Origin of the sequence: Martelella sp. AD-3 (assembly GCF_001578105.1) — a bacterium.
GTDB lineage: Bacteria > Pseudomonadota > Alphaproteobacteria > Rhizobiales > Rhizobiaceae > Martelella.
In genome coordinates, this window is the sequence record NZ_CP014275.1 from 4,151,181 (window position 1) to 4,177,726 (window position 26,546).

Here is a 26,546-nt window from a genome sequence, read left to right on the forward strand (position 1 = left end):
TTCCGAAGGTCACGCGCCGGATACGGCGTGTCGTGCAGCGGGCCGGTCACCATGCCGGCGCGAACGCCCCGGCCTGCGCCCGTTTCCGGGCGGCAGTGCGCTTGGCGGCGGCGCTGCCCGCGCTTTAAGATTTCATTACATAACATTTGACATTTCCAGAATAGGATTCAAACATGTTTTCGGCAGGAGATCGCGCGCATGTATGACGATAATTCCCCGTTTTCACCCGGGACCCGAAAGCCCGAAGCGCTGAAGCCCGTGCAGAAGGCGGCCTTCGCCGAAGAAAGGCTGATGCAGGCCATTCTATGGTGCGAGCTTGAGCCGGGGCTGATGATCGCCGAGGCAACGCTTGCGACACGCTTCGGCCTTGGCCGGGCGGCAACCCGTGTGGCCCTGGCGAAGCTTTCCACGCTCGGTTTCATGCTGCCGATCCCGCGCGAGGGCTGGCGGGTGCTGCCGATGAGCGGCGCGCTTGTGGGACAGGTTGTCGACGCCCGCCGCATGGCCGAGCCGACGCTGGCGACGCTTGCGGTCGACCGCGAAAAAAATGCGCGCCTGTTCGAGCTTGCCGGAATGATCGAGGCGGCGGGCGCTGCCGCGGAGGATGCGGCGCGCAGCACGCGCAGCGGCTACGAACGGCGTTTCCGCACCGAGCTCGCCTCCGGGCTCAATCCTTTCGTCGCCGGCTTCGTGGAACGGCTCTGGGACCACTCGGACCGGATCGTCCGCTTCTTCGAGAGCGAGGGCGCAACGCCGATGCCGCCGCTGAAGGCCGCGGCCATTGCCCGCGCCCTCGATGCCGGCCGCACAGATGAGGTCCGCACGCTTCTCGATGAGGCGATCGACCGGTTCAGAACCTTTGCCGGCAACGCGCTCTTGAACAACCGGAGCGAACTGGCACTGGACGGAGGCACCAAACCTCGGGAGAAAACGTCGACACAAAAACAATATGACGGTTCTCTCAAACAAGGTACAGACCGCGCGGCCTCCCGCGGCTGGACCGTCAGCAAGGGGAACAGTTCATGACCTATGTATCCGGCATGGCGCCGCACCGCGCCCGCTCTGTCGCGGCTCGAGCAGGCCGCCATCATCTCCAGCGCTGCAGACGACCTCGGACAAAAGCGTGCCGCCCAACCGCATGAGCCGGTCGGAACAGTCTTTGCGGCAGCGCTTCGATTGCCGTTTTGGTGGCCGGCCGAGGCCGCAGGCCATCGTCATCATCGATCCCGAACACTTGGACGCCTTTTGAAAAAACACGGAGTCAGATCTTGTCTATCAGAACGACTGTAGCCATTGCCGCCGTCGCAGCCGCGCTGAGCGCCGGCATTGCGCACGCCAAAGACCAGCTCGTGGTTGACCTCGTCAACGAGCCGTCGACGCTCGATCCCCACATGCAGTGGAACCCGGACAGCTATTACGTCTACCGCAATATCTTCGACAACATCGTCACCCGCGACAATGACGGCGAGATTGCGCCACAGGTCGCCACGCAATGGAACTGGCTGTCGGACACCGAACTGGAGCTCACCATCCGCGATGGCATCACCTTCCATGACGGCGAGGCGCTGACCGCCGACGACGTGGTCTATTCCGTCAAGCGCATCACCGACCCCGAGCTCGCGAGCCCGCAGCTCGGCCAGTTTGCCGCGATCATCGATGCGCGGAAGACGGCTGACAACAAGGTCGTGCTGACCACAGATGGCCCCTATCCGGTCCTTCTCGCCCAGCTCGTCAAGCTCTCGGTCGTGCCCGAACATGTCCTCGCTACCGTGAGCGAGCAGGACTTCAACGCCAATCCGATCGGCTCCGGCCCCTACAAGTTCGAGACCTGGGACCGCGGCGTTTCCGTCACGCTCGACAAGAATGACGATTACTGGGGCGACCAGGGCGAATTCGAAACTGTCGAGTTCATGGCCGTTCCCGATGCCTCCACCCGCGTTGCCAATCTGCGCGCCGGCACGGCCGACCTTATTGTCTCCATCGACAGCGACCAGGCCATGCAACTTGAGAGCGCGGCAAAGGTGAAGGTGCTGACAGCCCCGACCGAACGGGTCGCCTTCATGGGCATGAACACGCTGGTGCCGCCGCTCGACGATCCGGAACTGCGTCGCGCTGCCGCCATGGCGGTGGACCGCGAAGGCATCGCGCTCGGCCTACTCGGCGGCGGCGAACAGGTCGTCGGCCAGATGGCGACCTCGGCGCATTTCGGCTATGTCGACGGTATCGACCCGATCCCCTACGATCCCGAACAGGCGGCGGAAATCGTCGCGGCCAAGGGCGACGCAGCCGCGGTTCCGATGACCTTCGCCACCTCGCCGGTCTTCGACCAGCGCATCGTCCAGGCCATCCAGCAGATGCTGAACGAGGCGGGCTTCAACGTCGACATCGGACTCACCGACATGGCGACCTACCTGAAGAAGGCCCAGAACGCCGACCCCGCACAGCGTCCGCAGCTCAATTTCGGCCGCTGGTCCTGCGCCTGCCAGGATGTCGACGGCGTTGCGTTCCCGCTTCTGCACTCCTCATCCAACTGGTCGCGCGTCAACGATCCCGAGCTTGACGCTCTCCTGGAAAATGCCCGCACCACGGTCGACAGCGACCAGCGGCTCGAAGACTATGCCCGGGTTGCCGAGATCGTGAAGGACAACACCTATATCCTGCCGCTCTATCAGGCGACCGCCCTTTACGGTGCGGCCGATGCACTGGAATGGCAGCCGACGGCCAATGAGAGCATGTTCTTGAACCGCATGAGCTGGTCGCAATAGGCTTTTTCCATGGGCTATTTCCTTCTGCGTCGCCTCTGGCAATCCCTCATCACGCTTTTCGGCGTGATGACGCTGATCTTCTTCATTCAGCGGCTGACGGGTGATCCGACCTATCTTCTGGTGCCGGAAACGGCGACGCAGCAGGATATCGAGGCGCTTCGCCATGCGCTGCGCCTCGACCGTCCGCTTGTCGTGCAATATCTCGACTTCCTCTGGCAGATGGCCCGGTTCGATCTCGGCACCTCCTATGTCCAGAACGTGCCGGTCTCGACCATCATCCTGTCGCGTCTGCCCTATACGCTCCAGCTTGCCGGCGGCGCCCTTCTGGTCGCCCTCGCCCTCGGTCTGCCGCTCGGCCTGTTGCTGGCCATCGGCAACCGCTCGCGGCTGACAAGCCCGCTGATGGGCGTGGTGCTGGCTGCCCAGAGCCTGCCGACCTTCTGGAGCGGCATATTGATGATCATGTTCTTCGGCGTGTTCCTCGGCTGGCTGCCGCCGTCCGGCACCGGGTCCTGGCTCAACCTGATCATGCCGTCCATAGCACTCGGGCTGTTGTCGATGGCGACCTTCGCCCGGATCATGCGCAGCTCGGTGATCGATGAAATGTCGAAGGATTATATCCGCTCGGCCCGCGCGCGCGGCGTCGGCACCAAACGGCTTGTGGTCCGCCACCTTCTGAGAAATTCCGCAATTCCGGTGATCTCGATCACCGCAATCGAGATCTCGCAGCTGCTTGCCGGCGCGGTGATTGTCGAGACGGTGTTCGCTTGGCCGGGGCTTGGGCTTTTGACCGTGCAGTCGGTCGTCGCCCGCGACTTCGTCATCGTCCAGGGGGTCGTCATGCTCGGCGCGGTGGTGACGATCGCCATGAATTTCCTTGCCGACCTGCTCTACAGCCTCGTCGACCCGAGGATCAGACTTGACGGAGCGACCCGTTGAAATCGTCTTCCCGCTTCTTCAAGGCCCTCTTCGCGCCGGCCTCAGGCCGATCGATCCCGGTCGGCGTTTTCGTCATCATCGTGCTCTGTCTGGTCGCAATGGCGATCTTCGCGCCATGGCTTGCCCCGGTAGACCCCAACAAGCAGAACCTGCTCGAACGGCTGAAACCGCCGGGCACGGAGATCCGCGGCACCACTTTCCTGCTCGGTTCAGACGAACTCGGCCGCGACCTCCTGAGCCGCGTCATTTACGGCGCGCGGATTTCACTGTCCGTCGCCGTGCTCTCGGTCCTGCTCTCGGGCATCACCGGCACGCTGCTCGGCATGGCCGCCGGCTATTTCCGCGGCACGGTCGAGACCGTGATCATGCGTCTGGTCGACATCTTCCTGTCGATCCCGGCCATTCTTCTCGCCATCATCACTGTCGCCGTTCTCGGTCCCGGTTTCATCAATGTCGTTCTGGTTCTGGGTCTCACCCGCTGGCCGCGTTATGCGCGCGTTGCCTATGGCCAGACGCTCTCGGTTGCCAACATGCCCTATGTCCGGCTTTCGCGCGCCATGGGGGCGAGCTGGATCCGGGTGCTCGGCCTTCATGTCCTGCCCAATATCGTTGCCGCCCTTTCCGTGGTCGCCACGCTGGAATTCGGGCTGATGGTGCTGTTTGAGGCCGGCCTCTCCTTCCTCGGCCTCGGCGTGCAGCCGCCGACGGCAAGCTGGGGCGCGATGCTCTCGGTCGGGCGCAATTATGTCTCCAATGCCTGGTGGATCGCGACCTTCCCCGGCATTTGTCTCTTCCTCCTGGTGCTGTCGATCAACCTGATCGGCGACGCGCTCAGCGACTATCTCAATCCGAAATCACGGTAGAAAATCATGGAAACAGCGAAACAGTTTGCAGGAAAAGGCGTCGTCGTCACCGGCGCGCTCGGCGTTTTTGGCCTCGGCATCGCCAAAGCCTTTGCCGAGGCCGGCGCGAAGGTCTGCGTCACCGATCGTGACCAGGCCGCCCTCGATGCGCTTGCTCGCGAACTTGGCACGGAAGGCTCGTTTGGCTGCGCTGCCGAACTGACCTCGAAAGAGGAACTCGAAACCCTGATTGCCGCCGTCGGCGAAAAATGGGGCCATGCCGATGTGCTGATCAACAATGCCGGCGTCTATCCGAGCGGCTTCCTGCTCGATATCGACGCCGATGAATGGGACCGCATCTTCGACGTCAACCTGCGCGCTCCCTTCATCCTGACGCGCGGCTTCGCCCGGCAGATGATCGACAAGGGCGCCAAGGGCTCTATCATCAACATTTCCTCGGGCGCTGCCCGCAAGATGCGCCGCACGGTCGTGCCCTACTGCACCTCAAAGACCGCGCTGGACCGGATGACCAAGGGTTTTGCGCTGGAACTCGCCGAATTCGGCATCCGCGTCAACGCGCTGGAGCCCGGCTTTGCCGCCGGCAGCACCGCCAGCCCGCTCACCGACGCGCATGTGAAGAACACCGTCTCCAACATACCCCTGGGACGCGCCAGCACGATCGAGGATATCGCGCCGGGGCTCTTCTATCTGGCCTCGGATGCCTCGTCCTATGTCACCGGTTCGACGCTGACGATCGACGGCGGCAATTCCGCCGGCACGATGACAGTCACGCAGGACAAGAAGTCGCCGCTATGAGCCCGCTCGCCCTTCCTGAACCCTATCCCTGGCCGGAGGGCAGGCAATCGGCCTTTTGCTTTTCCATCGACGTCGATGCCCATGCGCCGTGGATGTGGAGCAACCGCAACGATGTGCCGGAACTGCTTTCGCATCTGGAGCAGCGCCGCTACGGGCCGCGTATCGGCATCCACCGCATTGCCGATCTTCTCGCCCGTCATGGAGTGAAGGCAAGCTTCTTCGTGCCGGCCGCAGTCGCCGAGGAAAATCCGTGGATGTTGCCGGCGCTCACGGAAGCCGGTCATGAAATCGGCCTGCACGGCTATTTCCACGAGATCGTCAACGAAACGCGCGATGAGGAATTCACCCGCGTTCTCGAGGCGTCCATCGCGCTGTTTGAAAGCCAGACGGGCAGGAAACCGGCCGGCTTCCGCTCGCCGGCCTGGGAAATGACGCCGCATATGCTGGCCGAGGTCAAGCGCCACGGCTTTTACGACAGCTCGCTGATGGGCTTCGACACACCCTATTCGGTTGACGGCGTCACGGAAGTGCCGGTCAACTGGGCAACGGACGATGCCATCTTCTTCAAGTTTCTCGACGGACGCGACGCGCGCGCGCCGCTCGGCACCAACCAGATGCTCGAAGCATGGAAAGAGGAGCTCGCCGCCAGCCGCCGGTTCTCGACGCTGTTCATGCTGACCGTGCATGACTGGATCTCGGGTCGGGGTTCACGCATCACCATGCTCGACCGGCTTCTGGAAGACGTGCTTGCGGACAGGAACATCTGGATCGCAACGGCAGGGGAGATCGCGGCCCACTACCGTGACCATGGCGCGGGCCGCGGTGCCGTTTCGCCGGAAATCCCGGCCTCGCTTTTTGACCACCCGGCCTGGAAAGGCGCATGATGCAAACCTGGAATATCAAGAAACCGGCGGTTGCGAGCGACAAGGGCATTGTCGCCGCCCAGCATTTCGAAGCGGCGGAAGCCGGGGCAAGGGTGCTGGCTGCCGGCGGCAATGCCATGGATGCGGCGGTCACGGCCGCCTTCGTTCTCTCGATTGTCGAGCCCTGGCTGAGCGGCATCGGCGGCGGCGGATTTCTGCTCTGGAGCGATGCCGATGGCGGCCCCGTCGAAGCGCTCGATTTCAACGTGCGCTCCAGCCGAAACATGGCCCCGGAACAGTATCCGCTGATCGGCGGCAATGACGGCGACTGGTTCGACTGGCCCGCGGTCAAGGACGATCGCAACATTATCGGCTATTCCTCGATCTGCGTGCCGGGCTCGGTCGCAGGACTTGCCGAAGCGCTTGAAAAACACGGAACGCTCGGCCTTGCCGAAGCCCTGCAGCCGGCCATCGCGATTGCCGAGCGCGGCATGCTGGTCGACTGGTTTACCTCGCTCTGCCTGGCCATCGATCAACGCGGCCTTTCGATGTTTCCAGAGACCGCCCGTCTCTTCCTCGATGAGGACGGCCATGCGCTGAAGGCGAAGAACGGCGCGGAAACCTATCTGCCGATGCCCGCCAAGGCGAAGCTTCTGAAGCGACTGGCCAAGGCCGGCGCGCGCGACTTCTACGAGGGCGAGATCGCCGCCGGCCTGGTGCGCGACCTCAATGCTGGCGGCTCGGTGATCGATGCCGCAGACCTTGCCGATTACCGGCCTGAATGGATCGCGGCCAGGGCGCATGACTACCGGGGCCACGAGGTCAACGTCGCCTCCGGCCTTGGCGGCGGGCCGAGCCTTCTTGATACGCTGAAACGGCTCGAAACCACGCTGCCGGTTTCCGCCATTCCCGGCGCCCCTGCGGCAAAGGCCTATGCCCGCGCCATCCGCGCCACCTATGCCGACCGGCTGACGCATATGGGCCATGCCGGGGAAGGTCAGGACTGCACCAGCCATCTCTCCGTGGTCGACGCCGCCGGCAACATGGTCTCGCTTACCAACACGCTGCTGTCGCGATTCGGCTCCAAGGTGGTTCTGCCGGAAAGCGGCATGCTGATGAACAACGGCATGATGTGGTTCGATCCGCGTCCCGGCGTTCCCAACCGCATCGCGCCGGATGTGAAACCGCTTGCCAACATGGCGCCGGTGATCGTTCGCAAGGCGGGTCGGCCGTGGATGGCGATCGGCGCGGCCGGCGGGCGCCAGATCTTCCCGGCGCTGACGCAAATCCTCTCCTATGTGATTGATGGCGGCATGGATCTCTCCGCGGCCTTCCACACGCCGCGCATCGACGCCAGCGCGCCGACCATTGCCGTCGACCGTGCGGCCGATGCCGATGTCGCGGCCGCCATTGCCGAGGATTTTGCCGTCAACCTTGTGACCAACACCCTGCACCCGGTCAATTTCTCCATCCCGTCCGCGGTGATGGCGGGGGAAGACGGGCATGTCGGCATGGTCCATCCGGTCAACCCGTGGGCGAAGGCCGTGGCGGAGGATGATCTGGATGGCTGAAAGCCGGAAAGCGCCCACATTGGAAGTCTCAGGCCTTGAAATCTCCGTCGGCCCCTATTCCGTGGTCGACGGTGTGGATCTCGACATCGGCAAGGGCGAGATCGTTGCGCTTGTCGGCGAATCCGGGTCCGGCAAGAGCCTGACGGCGCTTTCGCTGCTAGGCCTGCTTGGCGGGCGCGTCGCCCAGACCGGCGGTGCGATCCGCCTCAACGCCGCCGCTCTCGATACAGCTGATGAGATCGCGATGCGAAAGCTGCGCGGAACGGCGGTGTCGATGATCTTCCAGGAGCCTGTCGCCTCCCTCAACCCCCTCATGAGCGTCGGCGCGCAGGTGGCCGAAAGCCTCGTCGTTCATGGCCGCGCCAGCGAGCGCGACGCCTATCGGCAGGCCGTCGCCATGCTCGCCGATGTCGGCATTCCGGAACCGGAAAAGCGCGCGAAGCAATTCCCCTCCTCCCTTTCGGGCGGCATGTGCCAGCGCGTGATGATCGCCTCGGCGCTCATCGCCCGCCCGGACCTTCTGGTTGCCGACGAGCCGACGACCGCGCTCGATGTCACGGTGCAGGCGCAGATCCTGCAGCTGATGCGGCGGCTGCGCGATGAAACCGGAACCTCGATCCTGATCATAACGCACGACATGGGCGTGGTCGCTTCCGTCGCCGACCGGGTCTGCGTCATGTATGGCGGCCGGATCGTCGAGCAGGCCGATGTCGAGACGCTGTTTGCCGGGCCCCGCCATCCTTATACGAAACTCCTGCTGACCACGATCCCGAAGATCACCGACGAACCGAAGCGCGAGCTCTTTTCCATCAGCGGCACCGTACCGGATATCAGCGCCTTTCCGCAGGGCTGCCGCTTTCGCACCCGCTGTCCGCTGGCGGCCGATATCTGCGCCCGGACCCCGCCGCTCGCCTTCCCCTCCGAGGGCGAAACCGGACGCAAGGTTGCCTGCTGGCGTCACGAAGAAACCGGAACACTGATATGAGCGCGAAGACCGAGACCGGCCACACCCCTCTGCTTCGGGTCGAGGAACTGAAGGTTCACTTCCCTGCCGGCCGGAAGACGCTGTTCTCGAAGGAGCCGCAACAGGTGGTGAAGGCCGTCGACGGCGTGTCTTTTCATGTCTGTGAAGGCGAGACGCTGGCAATCGTCGGGGAATCCGGATGCGGCAAGTCGACCACCGGCAACGCCATTCTGGGGCTGGAGCCGGCAACCGAAGGCCGCATCTTCTTCCGCGGCCGCGACCTGACGGAGATGAATGCGATGGAGCGGGCCGCCATGTGGCGCAATCTCCAGGTCGTCTTTCAGGATCCGGTGTCGGCCCTTGATCCCAAGCGCACCATCGCCCAGTCGATTGCCGAACCGCTTGCCATCCACAATGTCCCCGCCCGCGAGCGCAGGGCGCGCGTGGATGAGCTTCTGGAGCAGGTCGGCCTCAATCCCGGCCAGCGTGACCGCTACCCGAACGAGCTTTCCGGCGGCCAGCGCCAGCGCGTGGTCATTGCAAGGGCGCTGGCGCTGAAGCCCGACGTGATCATCTGCGACGAGGCGGTCTCCGCCCTCGACGTCTCGATCCAGTCGCAGATCCTGAACCTCCTGATGCGGCTCCAGCGCGAGTTGGGCCTTGCCTATATCTTCATCTCCCACGACCTCTCGGTCGTCCGCCATATCGCTGACCGGGTGGTGGTGATGTATCTCGGCACGATCGTCGAGGAAGGACCGGCGGCAACGCTTTTTGCCGACCCGCGTCACCCTTACACGCAGGCGCTCCTGGCCGCCATTCCGTTGCCCGACCCCGTGGCCGAACGCAACAAGGTCGTTCAGCTTCTGGAAGGCGATCTGCCGAGCCCGCTCGATCCGCCGAAAGGCTGTCCCTTCGTCACGCGCTGCCCCATTGCAGAAAGCCGCTGCGCGGACGACCGCCCGCCCGCCCGTCACACCGACGCGGGCGCCAGGCGACTTGCCTGCTTCCTGCGCTAGCGCATCGGCCCGAAAATCGGAATCGATTTTCGGAAAGCACGATGCGTAGATTCAATAGTTTAGAGCGTCCTTTGTGCGTCCGAATGGACGCACGGCGCTCTAGATGTGGAGCCTCAAGAGGTTGTCTCGGTTCATGCCGAGTCGACTGATCGGTGTTTTTGACTTTATGCCGCCATGCGGACGGTGCCAATTGTACATGTGGTTCCAGTTCGGCAGATGCCGTTTTCGGTGCTCTGAGGATGGATAGGCGCGCGCATAGGCCCATTCGCGCAATGCTGTCTGGATGAAGCGCTCGGCCTTGCCGTTTGTCTTTGGCGTGTAAGGTTTGGTACGAATATGTTTCAGATGGAGCGCCTTGCAGGCTTTCGCGAAATCCCCGGCAATGTAGCACGAGCCATTGTCGGTCATGACCCGCTTCACCGTGATGCCGAGGCTTTGATAATAGGCGACTGCCGCCTTGAGAAATGCGACGGCGCTTTCAGCCTTCTCGTTGGGCAAGATGTCAGTGAATGCGATCCGGGATGCATCGTCGATACACACATGCACATATTCCCAGCCGATGCCGCGTGAATTGCTCTGGCCGGTCCTGTCACCTGTGATGCGGTGGCCGACGCGATTAAAGCGGCCAAGGCGCTTGATGTCGAGATGGATCAGGCCGCCCGGCTCGTCATATTCGTAACGCACGACCGGTTCGGCTGGAGCAATGTCCTTCATCCGGGACAAACCGACCCGCTTGAGAACGCGGCTGACGGTGGCCGGTGACACGCCTGTCTCCATGGCGATGTGCCTGCCGGTCAGGCGCTGACGACGAAGGGCGGCAATGCGCTCGCACAAGATGGCATCGGTCTGCCGGGGACTGTTCCTGGGCCGCGACGACCGGTCAGCCATTGCAGCGCGTCCACCCTTTCTGAAGCGCTCGACCCAACGAGACACGATCTTGTGGGAAACGGCATAGACTAAAGCCGCCTGCGCTTTCGTGAGCGCGCCAGACAGAACGGCAACAGCCATCTCCTCTCGACGCAGCGGGGTCAGTCGGGCATTCTTGTGAATGTTCATTCGGAGCCTCCGGTGAGTGCTGAAGCGTGGTAACTCCAGTCTCCTCGGTACGCTCCGAATGGACAACCTCCTGAAAGCCCACATCTAGATCGCTTCCGCTTCTCTCTGAATCGCGCAGGCGTTCTATCTCTTTGTTTTTACGCATTTGCGGATGGAAAACCGGTATCCACCTTTCCTGCAACCACTTTGGCGCTTCGTCCTTCCTGCAACCACATGGATGCGCAAGGAACGCCGCGGAATTCAGGTCCCAGGGCGAGGCGCCGAAAGCGGCAGCGAAACTTTGATGCAAAGATACGAACTTATGGTGGTGCCGCTTACGTGACTCGAACACGTGACCCCATCATTACGAATGATGTGCTCTACCAACTGAGCTAAAGCGGCCCGAACGCGGCTGGCGCGTTGCGATGCATGGGGCTGTTACAGGCTCTTGGCGGTTTTTTCAAGCGTCTTTGCCTGCAGCGCGGCAAAAAAAGATACAGGACGGGCGGTCTTCGTCAGACGGGGCCGCGCAGAAGGGCAAGGGTCTCGGCGCGCTGTGCGGGATCGGTCTTGAAGACGCCGCGCGAAACCAGCGTGACGGTATTGGCGCCATGAGCCTTGATGCCGCGCATCTCCATGCACATGTGGCGCGCCTCTGCCAGCACCATGACGCCCTTCGGCCTGAGGACGGTTTCGATCGCGTCGGCGATCTGGTCGGTCAACCGCTCCTGAAGCTGCGGCCGGCGGGCAAGCGTTTCGACCACGCGGGCGAGCTTGGAAAGGCCGGTCAGTCGTCCGCCATCCGGCAGATAGGCGATATGCGCCCTTCCGAAGAACGGCAGGAGGTGATGCTCGCACATGGTGTGAAAGGCGATCTCCCTGACGATGACGATCTCGTTGTGTCCGTCTTCGGTGAAGACCGTCTTCAGGTGTTCCGAAGCATCTTCATGGAGGCCGGAAAAGACGTCCATGTACATTTTCGCCACCCGCGAGGGCGTGTCTCTGAGGCCCTCGCGCGCCGGATCCTCGCCGAGCGCCGCCAGAATCTCGCTCACGGCCTTCATGATCGTCTCGCGCCGCTGATCATCGATATGTCTCGGAATGTCGTTCACGCTTCACCCTTTGCTTGCCGAACACGCTTGTCTTTTGTTTTCCCGCGCGTCCGGACGGAAAACCGGTCTCCACTTTTCCCGGACCCGCTTTAGACCCTGGCGGATGTCAAGTTCAAGACCTTTCCGGCAGGGCGCTCCTCTGGCTCCCGGCAGACAGCACGCAGGCGGCCACGATCAGCGCGCCGCCGGCGAGGGTGGGCCATGTGGGGATTTCGTCGAAGAAGACAAAACCGTAGAACCCCGCCCAGACAAGCGAGGAGTAATCGACCACCGCATAAAGCGAGGCCGGCATGCGGTTCAGCCCGGCGACCAGGAAGATGAAGCCGAGCGCGCCGCAAAGCCCGATCAGGGCGATCTGCCAGGAAAGCGCCGGATCGGGCGCCTGCCACAGCAAGAGCGCCATCGGCGCCGAGAAAAGCGCGGCAAAGGCTGTCTGCATCATGCTCAGCGTGATCGGATGGTCATTGGCCGACGAGCGCTTCATCGCGATCGCGGTGAATGCATAGGCGAGCGGCGCGGCAAGCCCGGCTGCGATGGCGGCAAGCGAGACCGGCGGTCCGGCAAGCCCCGAGCCCCTCGCCGCAACGATGAGCCCCGATCCCGACACCGCCAGCAGAAGCGCCAGATAGGTCGCCCGCCCTGGCCGCTCGCCGAAGACCAGCGCGCCAAGCAGAGCCATGTAGATCGGCGCGGTCATGGCCAGCGCGAGCGCCATGACCAGCGGCATGCCGGCAATGCCGTAGAAGAACAGGCTGGCGGTGGCGGCCGCCAGAAACCCCTTGAGCGCGTGGTCGCCGATGAAACCGGGTTTGGGGCGGCGACGCACGAAAACGGCAACGAACAGGCCAAGAAACAGCGCCGAGACCGTGTAGCGCAGGAACGTGACCTGAAAGCTCGACATCTCCGCCCCGAGGCTTTTCGCCAGCGCATCGACGCCCGACAGCGTCGCGACCGCCGCCACGGCAAAGCCGATGCCCGAAGTGCGGGTCAGTGACGCCATGCTCTCCCCCTTCCCGGCGCGCCCGGGGTGCTCCGGGCAGCGCGCTCAATCACCGGCGATAGACCCGGTCCCTCGGGCGGTCAAGCCATCGAAGGCGCAGAACGGTTCGCCTTCTGAAAATGCCTCCAGGCCTTTTCCGGCGATCGCAAATGACCTATGGAAGGACAAAACCAAGGGAGCCGCCGCCATGGCCAAGATGATCCATTCGATGATCCGCGTGCTGGATGAGACCCGGTCGATCGATTTCTACCACCGGCTGTTCGGCCTTGAGGTGGTGGACCGTTTCCCGTTTGACGGCTTCACGCTCATCTATCTCGCCAATGCCGAGACCGGTTTCGAACTGGAACTGACGGTCAATGCAGGCCAGAGCGAGGCCTATGATCTCGGCAATGGCTATGGCCATCTCGCCGTCAGCGTGGCAGACATCGAGGCCGAACATCGGCGTCTGACCGAACTCGGCATTCCCGTCGGCAGCCTGGTCGCCATGAAGCGCGAGGGCGCGCCCTTTGCCCGCTTCTTCTTCGTGACGGACCCCGACGGCTACAAGATCGAGGTGCTCGAACGCGGCGGCCGCTTTCAGTAGGCGCCGATCTGTTGCAGAATGAAGCGCGTGCGGGTCTCGATATCGGCCTTGGGCAGGAGCACCGGGCGGTAACCGAGTTTCGGGTAGAAATCCAGCAATCGCTCATATTCGGCGATTCCCTCCTCCAGCCCGTGGCGGCGTTCGGCGTCGTTGACATAGATTTCCGGCCATGGCGGGACCATGAAAACGGTCTCGTTGTAGCGAAGCTTCCTGACGATATCGGGGATAGCGACTGTTCCGGTCGCATGGCCGAGGCCCGCCACGGCATCAACCAAGCCGCGATCGAAGAAAACGGGCCCGGCTGTATCGTGCATTGCCCGGTGGTCGGCGGCGGCCATTGCGACCGCCCTTCGGGCAAAGGCTGCCATGTCCACCCATGGCAGCGCCTTGCCCTCGCCGGCCTGTTCCTCCGCCACAATCCGGCGGCCGGGCTCGGGAACCACGGAAAAGCCCAGGGCGGCAAGCGCCTCGATCAGGCTCGACTTGCCGCCGCCCGAACAGCCGGAAATGGCGAAGAACCGTTCCATTGGCGTTCAGGATGCGGTTTCGCAGGCAATGCCCGGATCGTTCTCGCCGTTCATCACGTTATAGAGCGTCGCCCCGTCACCCTTCGTCCACCAGACATAGGGACCGGCCGCATAGCGCGCGCCGGAAGCGGAAATCACCTGGGCGGCGATGGTCAGGTGATCCGGCCACTCGAGCCGCGCCAGCGAAACCTCGCCGCTCGTCACGTAACGCGCCTTCAGCGTGAAGCCGCCGCAATCGTACACGGCCTCGGTGTCGATCGCGTCCGGACCGCCCGGCACCTTGATCGACAGCGCGCTCTGCGCCTGCGCCGCGCCGGCCATAAGCCCGGCAAACATGACGGACATCAATACTTTTCTTTTCCTCGACATGAACCTTCCCTATCATTGGTTTGATTTGAAGCGCCCAACCGGCTGGGGGTGCCGTTTGGGATAGCCGCGGCAGACTAATATGCCAGATTGATCTTGCTCAAGGCCGCGCTAAAAACTTAGCCTTAAGTCGTAGGCGTCTTGCGGCGGCATCCGGGCAGAAGCGGGTTCACGATAACCGTCAGCTTTGCCGAAGTCCACCCGGCCGGCTTGCGCATGACGGAAACCGGAAGAGACCGATATGGCAGAAGAAGCGGACCAAAGCCTTGCCCTCCCAAAGGCCTCAGTCTGCCCGGCACGCCGTGCGGACGCGGGAACGCGCGGGTTCGCAATGAACACTCTTCAGCCCTTCTCAGCACGAACCTCCCGAGCATAACCCGATCACCCAAGGAGTATTCCACGATGGCCGACAAATTCGACGTCGCAGGCTTCAACAAGAATTTCATCGAGCGCGCCGCGCAGAAGCCGGCGATCGCGACCGCCGTTGTGCACCCCTGCAGCCGCGACGCGCTCTTGGGCGCCGTCGAGGCCGCGCATGAAAACCTGATCGAGCCGATTCTCGTCGGCCCGGAAAGCAAGATCAAGGCCATCGCCGATGAGAACGAGATCGACATTTCCGGCTACAGGATGATCGACACGCCGCACAGCCATGCCTCCGCCGCGCAGGCCGTCGCCCTTGCCAGCAAGGGCGAGGCCGAGGCCCTGATGAAAGGCAGCCTGCACACGGATGAATACATGGGCGCCGTCATCAAGAAGGATGCCGGGCTGCGGACCGGCCGGCGCATATCCCACGTCTTCGCCATGGTTGATCCGGAATATCCCAAGCCCTTCTTCATCACCGACGCGGCGATGAACATCAAGCCGGACCTCGCCGCCAAGGTCGACATCGCCCAGAACGCCATCGATCTGATGATCGCGATCTCCGATGTCGAGATCACGCCGAAGGTCGCCGTGCTTTCGGCCGTTGAAACCGTCAATCCCGCGATCCAGTCGACCATAGACGCCGCCTGCCTGTCGAAGATGGCCGATCGCGGACAGATCACCAATGCCATCGTTGACGGACCGCTAGCCTTCGACAATGCGATCAGCCTCGAGGCCGCCAAGATCAAGGGCATTTCCTCCGTCGTCTCCGGCGATGCCGATATCCTGCTGACGCCTGATCTGGAATCGGGAAACATGCTGGCCAAGCAGCTGGTGCTTCTCGGCGGCGCGACCTCCTCGGGCATCATCCTCGGCGCCCGCATCCCGATCATCCTGACGAGCCGCGCCGACGGCGCGCAGGCCCGGATCGGCTCCTGCGCCATCGCGGCCCTGATGGCGGATGCCCGCCGCAACGGCCGGTTCCCGGCGCTCTGAGCAGCGACGAACCGACGACCCCCAAGCCGCCGCGGCGAAAGCCGCGGCGGCTTTTTCATGTCCGCGTCTTGCCATGACGCCCCAAAGGCGTATAACCGCCGCCCTTCGCAAGACATTCCCTCAGATCAAAGGACGGCGTCATGACCGCGCTCGGCTTGGACTTCGGCACGACCAATACCGTGATCGCGCTTCCCGCGGAAGGTGAAGGCGAAACCCGCTCGCTGAGTTTCGATAGCCTGGCGGGCACGACCGACACGATGCGGACCTGCCTCTCCTTCATGAAGGACCGCAAAGCCGCCGTCGGCGCGCCGCTTGTCACGGAAGCGGGCGCCGCGGCGATCCGCACGCTGATCGACCACCCCGGCGAATGCCGTTTCCTGCAGTCGATCAAGACCTATGCGGCAAGTCCGCTATTTACGGAAACCGCCGTGCTTGGCCGCCGACACTCCTTTCCGGACCTGATGGCGGTGTTTCTTGAAAAACTGATGGTCTATGCGGGCGACGGCTGGCCGGGCGCCGTCAGCCGCGTGGTTGCCGGACGTCCGGTGCGCTTTGCCGGCATCGGCGCCGACGAGGCGCTTGCGCTCGAGCGCTACAATGACGCGCTCTCACGCTTCGGCTTTCCGGAAATCCGCTTCGTTCTGGAGCCGGTCGCCGCGGCCTGGTATTTCGCAAACCGGCTGAAGACGGACGCCAATGTTCTAGTCGCCGATTTCGGCGGCGGCACCACCGACTATTCGATCATCCGTTTTTCGAAAAACGCAGGCAGGCTTTCCGCCGAGCCGCTGTCGCATTCCGGCGTCGGCGTGGCCGGCGACATGTTCGACTACCGCATCATCGACAATGTGGTGAGCCCGATGCTCGGCAAGGGCACGACCTACAGGAGCTTCGGCAAAAACCTCGACGTGCCGTCGAACTATTACGCGAGCTTCGGCCGCTGGAGCCAGCTCTCGATCTTCAAGACCACGCGCGATTTCGCCGACCTGAAGAGCCTGGTGCGGGACGCAAGCGACCCGGACGCGCTCGAGCTCTTCATCGAGCTCATCGAGAACGACGAGGGCTATCCGCTCTATGAGGCGGTCTCGGCCGCCAAACGGGCGCTCTCGGAGAACGAGGTAGCGGAATTCTTCTTCGCGCCGCTCGGCCGCGACAGCCGCCGCATCGTGCGCCGGGCCGATTTCGAGGGTTGGATCTCGGGCGAGTTGCGGCAGATGGAGGACGCGCTCGACGAGGCGATCGCGGGGGCAGGCATCGCCGCAACCGAGATCGACAAGGTGTTCCTGACCGGCGGCTCCTCCTTCGTGCCGGCCGTCAGGACCATCTTCGAAAACCGCTTCGACAGATCCCGCATCGAAACCGGCGGCGAGCTCCTGTCCATCGCCCACGGCCTGGCGCTGATCGGCACGGAGGAGAATTTCCCGTGGGCGGCATGAGCGCCCGTTCGCCGCGCCTGCGCCCAACGAAAAACCCGGCGCAAAGTCCGGGTCTTTCCTGAAGCTCTTGTCCGTCCGCTCAGTTGGCGGGTTGCTGAACCTTGGCGCGCGCCTGTTCCTCGGCCATGCGCTTCTGGAACATCTGCGCGAAGTCGATCGGGTCGACCAGCAGCGGCGGATAGCCGCCATTGCGGGTGGCGTCCGCCACGATCTGGCGGGCAAAAGGGAAGAGCAGGCGCGGGCATTCGATGAACAGCATCGGCAGCACGTGTTCCTTGGGGAAGTTCGCCACCCGGAAGACGCCGCCATAGACCAGCTCGCACAGGAACAGCGTCTTGTCTTTGGCCTTGGCCTCGGCCTTCAGCGACAAGAGAACATCGTAATTGTCCTCGCCGAGCGGATTGGCGTTGACATTGACACTGATGTTGATGTTCGGCTGGCCTTCGCGCTTCTGCAGCGAAGCCGGGGCGCCGGGATTTTCGAAGGAAAGATCCTTGATGTACTGCGTCAGAATGCTGAGCGACGGGCTCTGCTTCTTCTCAGCGCCGTTTTCCTCTGCCATTTCGCGTCCTTTCGAGTGGTCAATTTGGATTGCCAGTTAGCATTTAGGGCGCAAGCGCACAACCCTTGGCCACCGCTGTAGCGCCCGCCACGCAAGGCCCGCGACCGAAAGCGCAGGTTTTTCGACCGCCAGCAGCGGCGCGGCTGCGCAGCGATGCCCGCGCGCCTAGCGGTCCTTACCATCTCGCTTGTCGTCGTCGGAGCGATCGTCGTCCAGCCTGTCGCGTTCCGCCCACGGTGAGTTCGGGTCGGAGGCGCCGGAGGAAAAGTCCTCTGCATCGAGGTCGACCACGGTCGGCCCTCGCCCGCCCGGCTTGCGCGGACCGCCGGGACCGCCCGGTCCGGGTCCGGCGCGGAAGAAGCCGGAGCCCTGCGAGACCACGACCATGTTCCTGCTGATCCGCCGCCAGACGAAATCCCTGAAGGGCGGGATGAAGAGCAGAAAACCGATGATGTCGGTGACGAAGCCGGGAATGAGCAACAGGATGCCGGCAAGCACGATCATCGCGCCATGCACCATTTCGCGGCCCGGATCGCCGCCGTCGCGCACATCCGTCTGCAGCCGTTGCAGCACGGAGAAGCCCTGCACGCGCAGAAGGATCGCGCCGATCACGGCGGTCAGGACAATCAGGCCCAGCGTCGGAAACAGGCCGATGGCCCGCCCGACGATGATGAATCCGGCGATTTCCACGAAGGGGAAGAGAATGATGGCAATCAGAAGCGGCAAATCGGTTTCCTGTTCGGTCCGTCTTCGTTTATGATCATGACGAAATGAACGCCTTCCGACGAAGTGTTACATTTGAATCATGGCCCTGTGAAGTCTATATGGGGATTGGAAACAACAGGGAAAACGGCGGTTAGCACCAAAATGGGCACAAGCGATCTGATTACACTCTTCTTCCTGATTGCTGCGGTGGTGATTTTTTTCCAGCTCCGCAATGTTCTGGGCCGCCGCACCGGCAATGAGAAACCACGCTACGAGCAGAGCCCGGTTCGCTCGCGCACCGAAGCGGCGGAAGCTGCACGGCAGGACGGCAACGTGATCACGCTGCCCGGCGCGGAAAAGGACAACAAGACGGACCGGCTCGCCGCCGTCGACAAGATCGCGCCGGCGGGCACCGAGGCGAACAAGGGCCTGAAGGAAATTGTCGAGGCCGATCCGCAATTCGAGCCGACCGCCTTCATGAAGGGCGCGAACGCGGCCTATGAGATGATTGTCATGGCCTTTGCCGATGGCGATCGCCGCACGCTGAAGGGCCTCCTGTCGAAGGAGGTCTATGAGGGCTTCAACGCCGCCATCAGCGAGCGCGAGGCGAACGGCGAATCCGTCAAGGCGAGCTTTGTCGGCATCGAGAAGGCCGAGATCACGGAAGCGGAGGTCGACAAGACCGAGGCCCGGATCACGCTCCGGATCGTCAGCCAGATGATTTCCGCGACCTATGGCAAGGACGGCGAGATCGTCGATGGCGATGCCGAGCAGATTGCCGAGATCCGGGATCTGTGGACCTTCGCGCGCGACACGCGGGCGCGCGATCCGAACTGGAAGCTGATCGCCACCGCGTCCGAATAGGCCGAGCATTGTCTGACGAGAGCGGCGTTTCGGCGCCGCTTCTTCTTGCCGGGAGTTTCTTTCAAGATGAGCCGCCGGAAGCTCTCCGCAGAAGAACGGGACTTGTGGATGAAGGTCGCGCGAACGGCCCGCCCGCTTCCCGGCAAGAAACTGGAAAAGCCCGCTTCCGGCCCGGAAAGTTTTTCCGACCTGATGAATGGCATAGCCGCCGAGGGCAAGAAGACCGACACGGGAAAGACCAGCGTCTCGCCGCTGGCGCTGCCGAAAAAGCCGGAAGGGGAGAAGCCCCGCAGGCACCATCCGCTGGAGCGGCCGGTCAAGCGCAAGCTGGCGAGCGGGCGGCTTGCAATCGATGCCAGGATAGACCTGCACGGCCTGTTCCAGGACGAGGCGCATGCCCTGCTTCTGGCCTTCCTGCGCCGCGCACATGAGAGGGGACACCGCCATATCCTCGTTATCACCGGCAAGGGCGGGTCGATCGGCAGCGACGGGGCGCTGAAGCGGGCGGTGCCGATCTGGTTCTCGCTGCCGGATTTTCGGTCGCTGATCTCGTCCTACGAGACGGCGGCCCGTCAGCATGGCGGCGAGGGCGCGCTTTACGTGCGCCTTGCCCGAAGGAAGGGACACGACCATGACGCCGTTCGGAGAAGCCGTTCGTAAGCTGAGGGCAGAGCGCGGCGTTTCGCAGAAAGAGATGGCCGAAGCCATCGGCGTTTCGGCGGCCTATCTCTCCGCGCTTGAGCATGGCCGGCGCGGCAAGCCAAGTTTCGACTTTCTCCAGCGCGTGGCCGGCTATTTTCATATTATCTGGGACGATGCCGAGGCGTTGTTCGCCATCGCCGACCAGTCCGATCCGCGCGTCGTGATCGACACGGCAGGCCTCTCGGCCGCCCACACCGCCTTTGCCAACCGCCTGTCGCGCATCATCGGACAGCTCGACGAAGAAGCGATCGGCGAACTCGACGGCCTGCTCGACCGGAGACTTGGCCGCTGACGCCTCAAAAGTGACGATCTTCACGAAATTTGAGGGAGATCAAAGAAGTGCCGGCACGGTTTTACTACGGTGAAACTGCATTCGGGGCCTCGATACAGCTTCTGGCCAAGAGGTTCTCTGCATCCGGCCCTGCAAGACTTGTATGGGGCCTCGAATGCGAAGACGTTTCCCGCCGGTAAGCGCCTCCCGAACATTGCAAGCATTCCATGGAGAAGGTCATGGCCCCGACGGCCGCCCATTCCAATCGCGTCCGCAGCACTGCGGCCAATATTCCCTCGACCAACCAGATCATCCGCGAAAGCTATCTCTACCTTCACTGGAACGGCATCCTGACACAGGACAGGGCCGAGCACGAGATGGCCACCTTTGCCGATGCAGCGCTGATCGAGCCCAACGAACGCTGGACCCGGCGCAAGACGGGTTGAACGCGTCCCGATCGCGCAAACAGACCGATTCTCGCATTCCAGGCGGCGCTCGACCGGAGCGCCGCCTGTTTTTTTTGGCATGACGGCAAGGCCGCTTGCCCAGGACGCCGCCCCCTCGTTGAAACGGTCTAGGTTTATCCCCAATTAGGCTGTAAAAGGGGCCGCAGTGATTTGAGCGGAAACGGCTTTTCCCCTAAGCTCGGCGCTTGAAAAAGCAGTGATTCGGCGGCGTTTTGCGGGACCCGCCCGACCCCTGACACATTCGGAAAGACCTGTTGATGAGCGAAACTCCAGAAACAGCCGTCGGCCTTCCGGCCGAATACGGCGCCGATTCGATCAAGGTTCTCAAGGGCCTCGACGCCGTGCGCAAGCGCCCGGGCATGTATATCGGCGATACCGACGACGGTTCGGGTCTGCATCACATGGTCTATGAGGTGGTGGACAACGCCATCGACGAGGCGCTCGGCGGCTATGCCGACCTCGTCACCGTGACGCTGAATCCCGACGGTTCCGTGACCGTCACCGACAACGGCCGCGGCATTCCGACGGATATTCATACCGGCGAAGGCATTTCGGCCGCCGAAGTGATCATGACCCAGCTGCATGCCGGCGGCAAGTTCGACCAGAATTCCTACAAGGTCTCCGGCGGCCTGCACGGCGTCGGCGTTTCGGTGGTCAATGCGCTCTCGGTCTGGCTGAGGCTGAAGATCAAGCGCAATGGCAGGCTGCACGAGATTTCCTTTACCCATGGCGTTGCCGACAAGCCGCTGGAAGTCATCGGCGATGCTGGCGGCGAGACCGGAACCGAACTGACCTTCATGCCCAGTTCCGACACCTTCACCATGGTCGATTTCGATTATGACACGCTGGAAAAGCGCCTGCACGAGCTCGCCTTCCTGAATTCCGGCGTGCGCATTCTCCTGACGGACAACCGCCATGCCGAGCCGGTTTCCAAGGAAATGCATTATGATGGCGGGCTTGCCGCCTTCGTCGCCTATCTCGACCGCTCGAAGAAGCCGCTGGTCTCCGAGCCGATTGCCATTTCCACCGAGAAGGACGGCATTACCGTCGAAGTTGCGATGTGGTGGAACGACAGCTACCACGAGAACGTGCTCTGCTTCACCAACAACATTCCCCAGCGCGACGGCGGTACGCATATGGCGGGCTTCCGGGGCGCGCTGACCCGGCAGATGGTCTCCTATGCCGACACATCGGGTATCCTGAAGCGCGAAAAGGTGACGCTGACGGGCGATGATTGCCGCGAAGGCCTCACCGCCGTGCTCTCGGTCAAGGTGCCGGATCCGAAGTTTTCCTCGCAGACCAAGGACAAGCTGGTCTCCTCCGAAGTCCGGCCGGTCGTCGAAAGCTGCGTCAACGAGGCGCTCGGCCAATGGCTGGAAGAGCACCCGAACGAGGCCCGCGTGCTCGTCACCAAGGTCGCCGAGGCCGCATCCGCCCGCGAGGCCGCCCGGCGCGCGCGCGAACTGACGCGCCGCAAGGGCGCGCTTGATATTGCCTCGCTGCCCGGCAAGCTTGCCGACTGCTCCAACCGCGATCCGTCGAAATCCGAACTGATCCTGGTGGAGGGCGATTCCGCCGGCGGTTCGGCCAAGCAGGGCCGCTCGCGCGAGACCCAGGCGATCCTCCCGTTGCGCGGCAAGATCCTGAACGTGGAGCGCGCGCGTTTCGACAAGATGCTGTCGAGCCAGGAAATCGGCACGATGATTACCGCGCTCGGCACGGGCATCGGCAAGGACGAGTACAATCCGGAAAAGCTGCGCTATCACAAGATCATCATCATGACCGATGCCGACGTCGACGGCGCGCATATCCGCACCCTGCTTCTGACCTTCTTCTTCCGGCAGATGCCTGAACTGATCGAGCGCGGCCATCTCTATATCGCCCAGCCGCCGCTCTACAAGGTGACGCGCGGGAAGTCGACGCAGTATCTGAAGAACGAGCAGGCGCTCGAGGATTACCTGATCGACCAGGGGCTTGAGGACGCAGCGCTGCATCTCGCCTCCGGGGAAGTCCGCGCCGGCGCGGACCTGCGCCAGGTGATCGTCGACGCGATCCGCATGCGCAACCTGATGGAAGGCCTCCATTCGCGTTACGACCGCGCCGTCGTCGAGCAGGCGGCGATTGCCGGCGCGCTCAATGCCGAGCGGGTGACGGACCCGGCCGAGGCCGAGCGCCTTGCCGCCGATATCGCCGCCCGTCTCGACGTGATCGCCGAGGAAACCGAGCGCGGCTGGGAAGGCTTTGTGCGCGACGACGGCGGGCTGCGCTTCGAGCGCACTGTGCGCGGCGTCAAGGAAGTCGCCTCGCTCGACATGGGCCTGATCGGATCCACGGATGCGCGCTATATCGACCAGATGCAGAAGCGCCTGTTCGAGATCTACGACAAGCCGCCGCTCCTGAGCCGCAAGAATGGCGATCTGACCATTCACGGCCCGCGCGCCATGCTCGAAGCCGTCTTCGAGGCGGGTCGCCGGGGACTGACCACCCAGCGCTACAAGGGTCTTGGCGAGATGAATGCCGAGCAGCTCTGGGAAACGACGATGGACCCCAATGTCCGCTCGCTGCTGCAGGTCAAGGTTGCCGATGCCACCAGCGCCGACGGCCTGTTCTCGCGCCTGATGGGCGACGAGGTGGAGCCCCGCCGCGATTTCATCCAGGACAACGCCCTTTCGGTCGCCAATCTGGATATCTGATCGGGGCAACTGTTTTATCGGGCGCAACCCATCGCTTCACTCTGCGTCATCCTCGGGCTTGACCCGAGGATCCAGGCGACATGTCGCAGGCCCTGGCGACGCCGGAGCAATGTGCGGATTACCGCCAGTCAATCTCCCCCTTGAGGGGGAGATGTCGCGAAAGCGACAGAGGGGGGTAGCAGACCCCTCTGTCGCTTTGCCGACTTGCAGGTTTTTCACCCCTCTCTGCTCCTCTCGGGGCATCTCCCCCTCAAGGGGGGAGATCGGTTTTCGGCAGAGTTCTCGCACAAGGCGAGCAGGGTTTTCTCACACGGCGGAGCGGCGGCCGCGTCACCCCTCAAGCGGCAAATACCCGACGTTTCCGCGTTCAGCCGCCGCCTCTGCAAGCTCATACCCCGCATCCGCATAGCGGATGATCCCCAGCGACGTATCGTTGGTGAGCGCATGCTCCAGCCGCTCGGCGCCCTCGGCCGTGCCGTCGGCGATAATGGTGACGCCGGCGCTGGTCATATAGCCGGCATAGCCGCCGCCGCCGGAATGGATGACGACGAGATCGGCCATCGAGGCGCACATGGTCATGGCGTTGATCAGCGGCCAGTCTGCGATCGCGTCGGACCCGTCCGTCATGTTCTCGGTCATGATGTTCGGATGGGCCATGGCGCCGGCATCGAGGTGATCGCGGGAGAAGGCGACGGGTCCCGCAAGTTCGCCCTTCGCCACCAGTTCGTTGACCGCGACCGCCAGCCGTGTGCGCTCGCCATGGCCGAGCCAGGCGATGCGAGCGGGAAGCCCCTCGAAAGGCACGTTTTCACGGGCGAGCCGGATCCAGTTGGTGACGATGAAATTGTCGGGAAACATCTCCAGCACAAGGTCGTCGATGCGGGCGATATCGCTTGCCTCGCCCGAAAGCGCCATCCAGCGGAACGGCCCGATGGCTTCGCAAAACAGCGGCCGTAGATAAGCCTCTGTGAAGATCGGAATATCGAAGGCGTTGGCCACGCCGCCCTCGCGCGCCTGGGTGCGGATCAGATTGCCGTTGTCGAATACCTCCGCGCCCTTTTGCTGGAATGTCAGCATGGCGCGAACGTGATCGGCGATCGAGGCGCGGCTTGCGGCCATCAGCTGCGCCGGGCCTTCCTCGCGCAGACGTTTCACGTCCGCCAGGCTCATGCCCTTCGGCACATAGCCATAGATGAGATCGTGCGCCGAGGTCTGATCGGTGACGATATCCGGCGTGATGCCGCGCCGGGCGATCTCGGGATAAATATCGGCGGCATTGCCGACGAGGCCGACGGAGACCGCCTTCTTCGCCGCCACCGCCGCGTTGATCATCTGAAGCGCGGCATCAAGGTCCGGCGCAATCTCGTCAAGGAAGCCGATTTCATGACGTTTTTTCGCCCGCTCGGCATCGATATCGACCACCAGGATGGCAGCGCCCGCCATGCGACCGGCAAGCGGCTGGGCGCCGCCCATGCCGCCGAGCCCCGCCGTCAGAATGAAACGGCCGGCCAGCGAACCGTCGAAGCGCTTTTCGGCAATCCGCATGAAGATTTCATAGGTGCCCTGGATGACGCCTTGCGAGCCGATATACTGCCAGGCGCCGGCCGTCAGCCCGCCCCAGCAGATCAGCCCCTTGCGCTCCAGTTCGTAGAACACATCCGCCTTCGCCCACTGGCCGACGATATTGCAGTTCGCCATGATGACGAGCGGCGCTTTCGCGTGGGTCTTCAACAGGCCGACCGGCTTGCCGGACTGGATGACGAGCGTCTGGTTCTCGTCCATTTCCAGCAGCGTTTTCACGATCATCGCATGGGACGGCCAGTTGCGCGCGGCCTTGCCGAGGGCGGCGTAGACCACAAGATTGTCGGGGTCCTCGCCCACGGAGAGCACGTTTTCCATCAACCTGAGCAGCGCTTCCTGCCGCCAACCCTTTGCACGGACTTCAGGCCCGCCGGGAATCGGAAAATTCGGATGGCGCGGATTGTCTTTCGGCATGGTTTCCTCCTCAGGCCAGCGCGTAATCGGCGATCGAGATGCCGAGCGCCTTTTCCACCACCGGATAGACGGCGGGATCTTTCACGCTGGACGAAAGCGGAATGACCGTCTTCGGCACATGCAGGACAAAGATGGTCATGCCCTCTTGCAGCTGGCCGACGCTCAGCGGTTCGCCCTCCGGCGAGAGCGTGGTGATGACATCGGGAAAGGTCGCGATCCGATTGCCGCCGGCATCCTCGACCGCCATGTATTCGTTCATCACATGCAGCACCATCGCCCTGTCGCCCGAGCCGACGGTGACCGTGCCGACATCGAAGGCCTCATTGGTATAGACCACAGCCTTCTTCGTCACCTTGCCCTCGGTCAGGATCGCGCCATTGGTGGTTTTCACAATCGCATCGATCACGGCCGATCCGCCCTTGGCCTCCGCCGCGATGATCGCCTCGCCGAGCGCCAGCGCCATCGAGATGCCACCGAGCGCCGCATTCACCTTCACATAGGATGCCCTGAGCGGATTGCGACAGGAGGCGATGAAGCCGCCGGACTGGTCGGCTGCGGTTCTGAGCACCGGCGAGATCTTCGCCGTCGCGCCCTTGACCACCAGTTCGATATAGCGGTTTTCGGCGCGGTTGCCGCCGACGGCGGTCTGGATCATCCGCTCCGGCGAGCTCGCCATGCCGATCGCACCCATGTCACCGGTCGGATGCGCGCGGATATCGCCGACGGCGTCGACCACCTTGGTGCCGAGCACGGCGGACGGCAGCCAGCCGTTCAGCGTCGAGGATTTGCCGTTCTGGCCAACGATCAGGCCCGAGAGTTTTTCGCCGAGCGCATTCTGCAGCAATTCGGCAGCCTTGATATAGTCGATGCCCTGCATTTCCCACGGCGTGGTGGAAGCCGGCGCGCCGATGGCGGCTGCGGTCGCCACCCAGTCGTCATCGGAGAGTTCCTCCACCGAAACCAGTTCCGGCTTGCCGACATTGACGGCGGCATAGCCGAGCATGCGGCCATGATCGGCCCATCCGCCGCCGCCTGCGGCATAGACCGAGCCGCCCTTGACGGCGGGTTCCACATCTTTGGTCGTCAGGATACGGCCCAT

General features: G+C 63.2%; 26 protein-coding genes and 1 tRNA gene. 17 read left to right on the forward strand and 10 right to left on the reverse strand.

Annotated elements, in window-relative coordinates; translation table 11 throughout:
- The first annotated feature begins 198 nt into the window (after window positions 1-198).
- The 9 genes from AZF01_RS19165 (at window position 199) to AZF01_RS19205 (ending at window position 9,776) form a co-directional block, all read left to right on the forward strand.
- Window positions 199-1,026, forward strand: a complete 828-nt coding sequence (locus tag AZF01_RS19165; RefSeq protein ID WP_024708658.1) for an FCD domain-containing protein — start codon at window positions 199-201, stop codon at window positions 1,024-1,026.
- Window positions 1,027-1,268: 242 nt separating this feature from the next.
- On the forward strand, window positions 1,269-2,765 hold the full coding sequence (locus tag AZF01_RS19170) for an ABC transporter substrate-binding protein (RefSeq protein WP_024708657.1): 1,497 nt from the start codon (window positions 1,269-1,271) through the stop codon (window positions 2,763-2,765).
- A gap of 9 nt (window positions 2,766-2,774) precedes the next feature.
- Window positions 2,775-3,704 (forward strand): ABC transporter permease, encoded by a 930-nt coding sequence (locus tag AZF01_RS19175; RefSeq protein WP_024708656.1) that lies wholly within the window; start codon window positions 2,775-2,777, stop codon window positions 3,702-3,704.
- A complete protein-coding gene (locus AZF01_RS19180) occupies window positions 3,701-4,567 on the forward strand; it encodes an ABC transporter permease subunit (RefSeq protein WP_024708655.1) in 867 nt (288 codons plus the stop codon). Before AZF01_RS19175 ends, AZF01_RS19180 begins: the two co-directional genes overlap by 4 nt.
- Window positions 4,568-4,573: 6 nt before the next feature.
- Window positions 4,574-5,362, forward strand: coding sequence for an SDR family NAD(P)-dependent oxidoreductase (locus AZF01_RS19185; protein ID WP_024708654.1), 789 nt, complete (start codon window positions 4,574-4,576; stop codon window positions 5,360-5,362).
- A complete protein-coding gene (locus tag AZF01_RS19190; RefSeq protein WP_024708653.1) occupies window positions 5,359-6,246 on the forward strand; it encodes a polysaccharide deacetylase family protein in 888 nt (295 codons plus the stop codon). The genes AZF01_RS19185 and AZF01_RS19190 overlap by 4 nt, the downstream gene beginning before the upstream one ends.
- A complete protein-coding gene (locus AZF01_RS19195; protein WP_036237393.1) occupies window positions 6,243-7,796 on the forward strand; it encodes a gamma-glutamyltransferase family protein in 1,554 nt (517 codons plus the stop codon). The genes AZF01_RS19190 and AZF01_RS19195 overlap by 4 nt, the downstream gene beginning before the upstream one ends.
- A complete protein-coding gene (locus AZF01_RS19200; protein WP_024708651.1) occupies window positions 7,789-8,781 on the forward strand; it encodes an ABC transporter ATP-binding protein in 993 nt (330 codons plus the stop codon). The genes AZF01_RS19195 and AZF01_RS19200 overlap by 8 nt, the downstream gene beginning before the upstream one ends.
- Entirely contained in the window at window positions 8,778-9,776 is a 999-nt protein-coding gene (locus AZF01_RS19205; protein WP_024708650.1) for an ABC transporter ATP-binding protein, read from the forward strand. The genes AZF01_RS19200 and AZF01_RS19205 overlap by 4 nt, the downstream gene beginning before the upstream one ends.
- 99 nt (window positions 9,777-9,875) lie before the next feature.
- Here the strand turns inward: AZF01_RS19205 and AZF01_RS19210 are convergent, their stop codons facing one another.
- The 4 genes from AZF01_RS19210 to AZF01_RS19225 all read right to left on the reverse strand — a co-directional run bounded on the left by AZF01_RS19210 (window position 9,876) and on the right by AZF01_RS19225 (window position 12,923).
- Window positions 9,876-10,832 carry an IS481 family transposase gene (locus tag AZF01_RS19210; RefSeq protein ID WP_061449821.1) on the reverse strand — a complete coding sequence of 319 codons (957 nt, stop codon included), beginning with the start codon at window positions 10,830-10,832 and terminating at the stop codon, window positions 9,876-9,878.
- Between the two features lie 305 nt (window positions 10,833-11,137).
- Window positions 11,138-11,213 (reverse strand) — tRNA-Thr (locus AZF01_RS19215).
- Window positions 11,214-11,326: 113 nt separating this feature from the next.
- Window positions 11,327-11,923 (reverse strand): GTP cyclohydrolase I FolE, encoded by a 597-nt coding sequence (folE, locus tag AZF01_RS19220; RefSeq protein WP_244435597.1) that lies wholly within the window; start codon window positions 11,921-11,923, stop codon window positions 11,327-11,329.
- Between the two features lie 112 nt (window positions 11,924-12,035).
- Entirely contained in the window at window positions 12,036-12,923 is an 888-nt protein-coding gene (locus AZF01_RS19225) for a DMT family transporter (protein ID WP_082781112.1), read from the reverse strand.
- A 187-nt stretch (window positions 12,924-13,110) separates the two neighbouring features.
- Here AZF01_RS19225 and AZF01_RS19230 point away from each other — a divergent pair, with 187 nt between their 5' ends.
- Window positions 13,111-13,506, forward strand: a complete 396-nt coding sequence (locus AZF01_RS19230; RefSeq protein ID WP_024708793.1) for a VOC family protein — start codon at window positions 13,111-13,113, stop codon at window positions 13,504-13,506.
- On the opposite strand, the gene AZF01_RS19235 is transcribed toward AZF01_RS19230, so the two are convergent.
- Window positions 13,500-14,033 carry an AAA family ATPase gene (locus AZF01_RS19235; protein WP_061449823.1) on the reverse strand — a complete coding sequence of 178 codons (534 nt, stop codon included), beginning with the start codon at window positions 14,031-14,033 and terminating at the stop codon, window positions 13,500-13,502. The genes AZF01_RS19230 and AZF01_RS19235 overlap by 7 nt on opposite strands.
- A 6-nt stretch (window positions 14,034-14,039) precedes the next feature.
- Window positions 14,040-14,378 (reverse strand): MliC family protein, encoded by a 339-nt coding sequence (locus AZF01_RS19240; protein ID WP_024707596.1) that lies wholly within the window; start codon window positions 14,376-14,378, stop codon window positions 14,040-14,042.
- A gap of 423 nt (window positions 14,379-14,801) precedes the next feature.
- On the opposite strand from AZF01_RS19240, the gene AZF01_RS19245 reads away from it, so the two are divergent.
- Window positions 14,802-15,755, forward strand: coding sequence for a bifunctional enoyl-CoA hydratase/phosphate acetyltransferase (locus AZF01_RS19245; protein WP_024707597.1), 954 nt, complete (start codon window positions 14,802-14,804; stop codon window positions 15,753-15,755).
- A gap of 140 nt (window positions 15,756-15,895) precedes the next feature.
- Window positions 15,896-17,188 carry an Hsp70 family protein gene (locus tag AZF01_RS19250; protein ID WP_024707598.1) on the forward strand — a complete coding sequence of 431 codons (1,293 nt, stop codon included), beginning with the start codon at window positions 15,896-15,898 and terminating at the stop codon, window positions 17,186-17,188.
- A gap of 79 nt (window positions 17,189-17,267) precedes the next feature.
- On the opposite strand, the gene secB is transcribed toward AZF01_RS19250, so the two are convergent.
- Together secB and AZF01_RS19260 are read right to left on the reverse strand one after the other, a co-directional pair.
- The gene (secB, locus tag AZF01_RS19255; RefSeq protein ID WP_024707599.1) at window positions 17,268-17,750 is read right to left on the reverse strand and encodes a protein-export chaperone SecB; all 483 of its coding nucleotides are present in this window, start codon (window positions 17,748-17,750) and stop codon (window positions 17,268-17,270) included.
- A gap of 165 nt (window positions 17,751-17,915) precedes the next feature.
- On the reverse strand, window positions 17,916-18,476 hold the full coding sequence (locus AZF01_RS19260) for an FxsA family protein (protein WP_024707600.1): 561 nt from the start codon (window positions 18,474-18,476) through the stop codon (window positions 17,916-17,918).
- Window positions 18,477-18,617: 141 nt separating this feature from the next.
- Between AZF01_RS19260 and AZF01_RS19265 the strand changes: the two genes are divergently transcribed.
- The 5 genes from AZF01_RS19265 (at window position 18,618) to gyrB (ending at window position 23,452) form a co-directional block, all read left to right on the forward strand.
- Window positions 18,618-19,319 carry a Tim44/TimA family putative adaptor protein gene (locus tag AZF01_RS19265; RefSeq protein WP_024707601.1) on the forward strand — a complete coding sequence of 234 codons (702 nt, stop codon included), beginning with the start codon at window positions 18,618-18,620 and terminating at the stop codon, window positions 19,317-19,319.
- A gap of 66 nt (window positions 19,320-19,385) precedes the next feature.
- Window positions 19,386-19,979, forward strand: coding sequence for a Smr/MutS family protein (locus AZF01_RS19270; protein WP_024707602.1), 594 nt, complete (start codon window positions 19,386-19,388; stop codon window positions 19,977-19,979).
- Window positions 19,951-20,313 (forward strand): helix-turn-helix domain-containing protein, encoded by a 363-nt coding sequence (locus AZF01_RS19275; RefSeq protein ID WP_024707603.1) that lies wholly within the window; start codon window positions 19,951-19,953, stop codon window positions 20,311-20,313. The genes AZF01_RS19270 and AZF01_RS19275 overlap by 29 nt, the downstream gene beginning before the upstream one ends.
- Window positions 20,314-20,531: 218 nt before the next feature.
- Window positions 20,532-20,738, forward strand: a complete 207-nt coding sequence (locus AZF01_RS19280) for a hypothetical protein (RefSeq protein ID WP_152534502.1) — start codon at window positions 20,532-20,534, stop codon at window positions 20,736-20,738.
- A 278-nt stretch (window positions 20,739-21,016) separates the two neighbouring features.
- Complete coding sequence (gyrB, locus tag AZF01_RS19285) at window positions 21,017-23,452, forward strand: DNA topoisomerase (ATP-hydrolyzing) subunit B (protein WP_024707605.1); 2,436 nt, start codon at window positions 21,017-21,019, stop codon at window positions 23,450-23,452.
- A gap of 330 nt (window positions 23,453-23,782) precedes the next feature.
- On the opposite strand, the gene AZF01_RS19290 is transcribed toward gyrB, so the two are convergent.
- Together AZF01_RS19290 and AZF01_RS19295 are read right to left on the reverse strand one after the other, a co-directional pair.
- Window positions 23,783-25,447 (reverse strand): urocanate hydratase, encoded by a 1,665-nt coding sequence (locus tag AZF01_RS19290; protein ID WP_024707606.1) that lies wholly within the window; start codon window positions 25,445-25,447, stop codon window positions 23,783-23,785.
- Window positions 25,448-25,457: 10 nt separating this feature from the next.
- The gene (locus AZF01_RS19295; protein WP_024707607.1) at window positions 25,458-26,546 is read right to left on the reverse strand and encodes a DUF917 family protein; all 1,089 of its coding nucleotides are present in this window, start codon (window positions 26,544-26,546) and stop codon (window positions 25,458-25,460) included.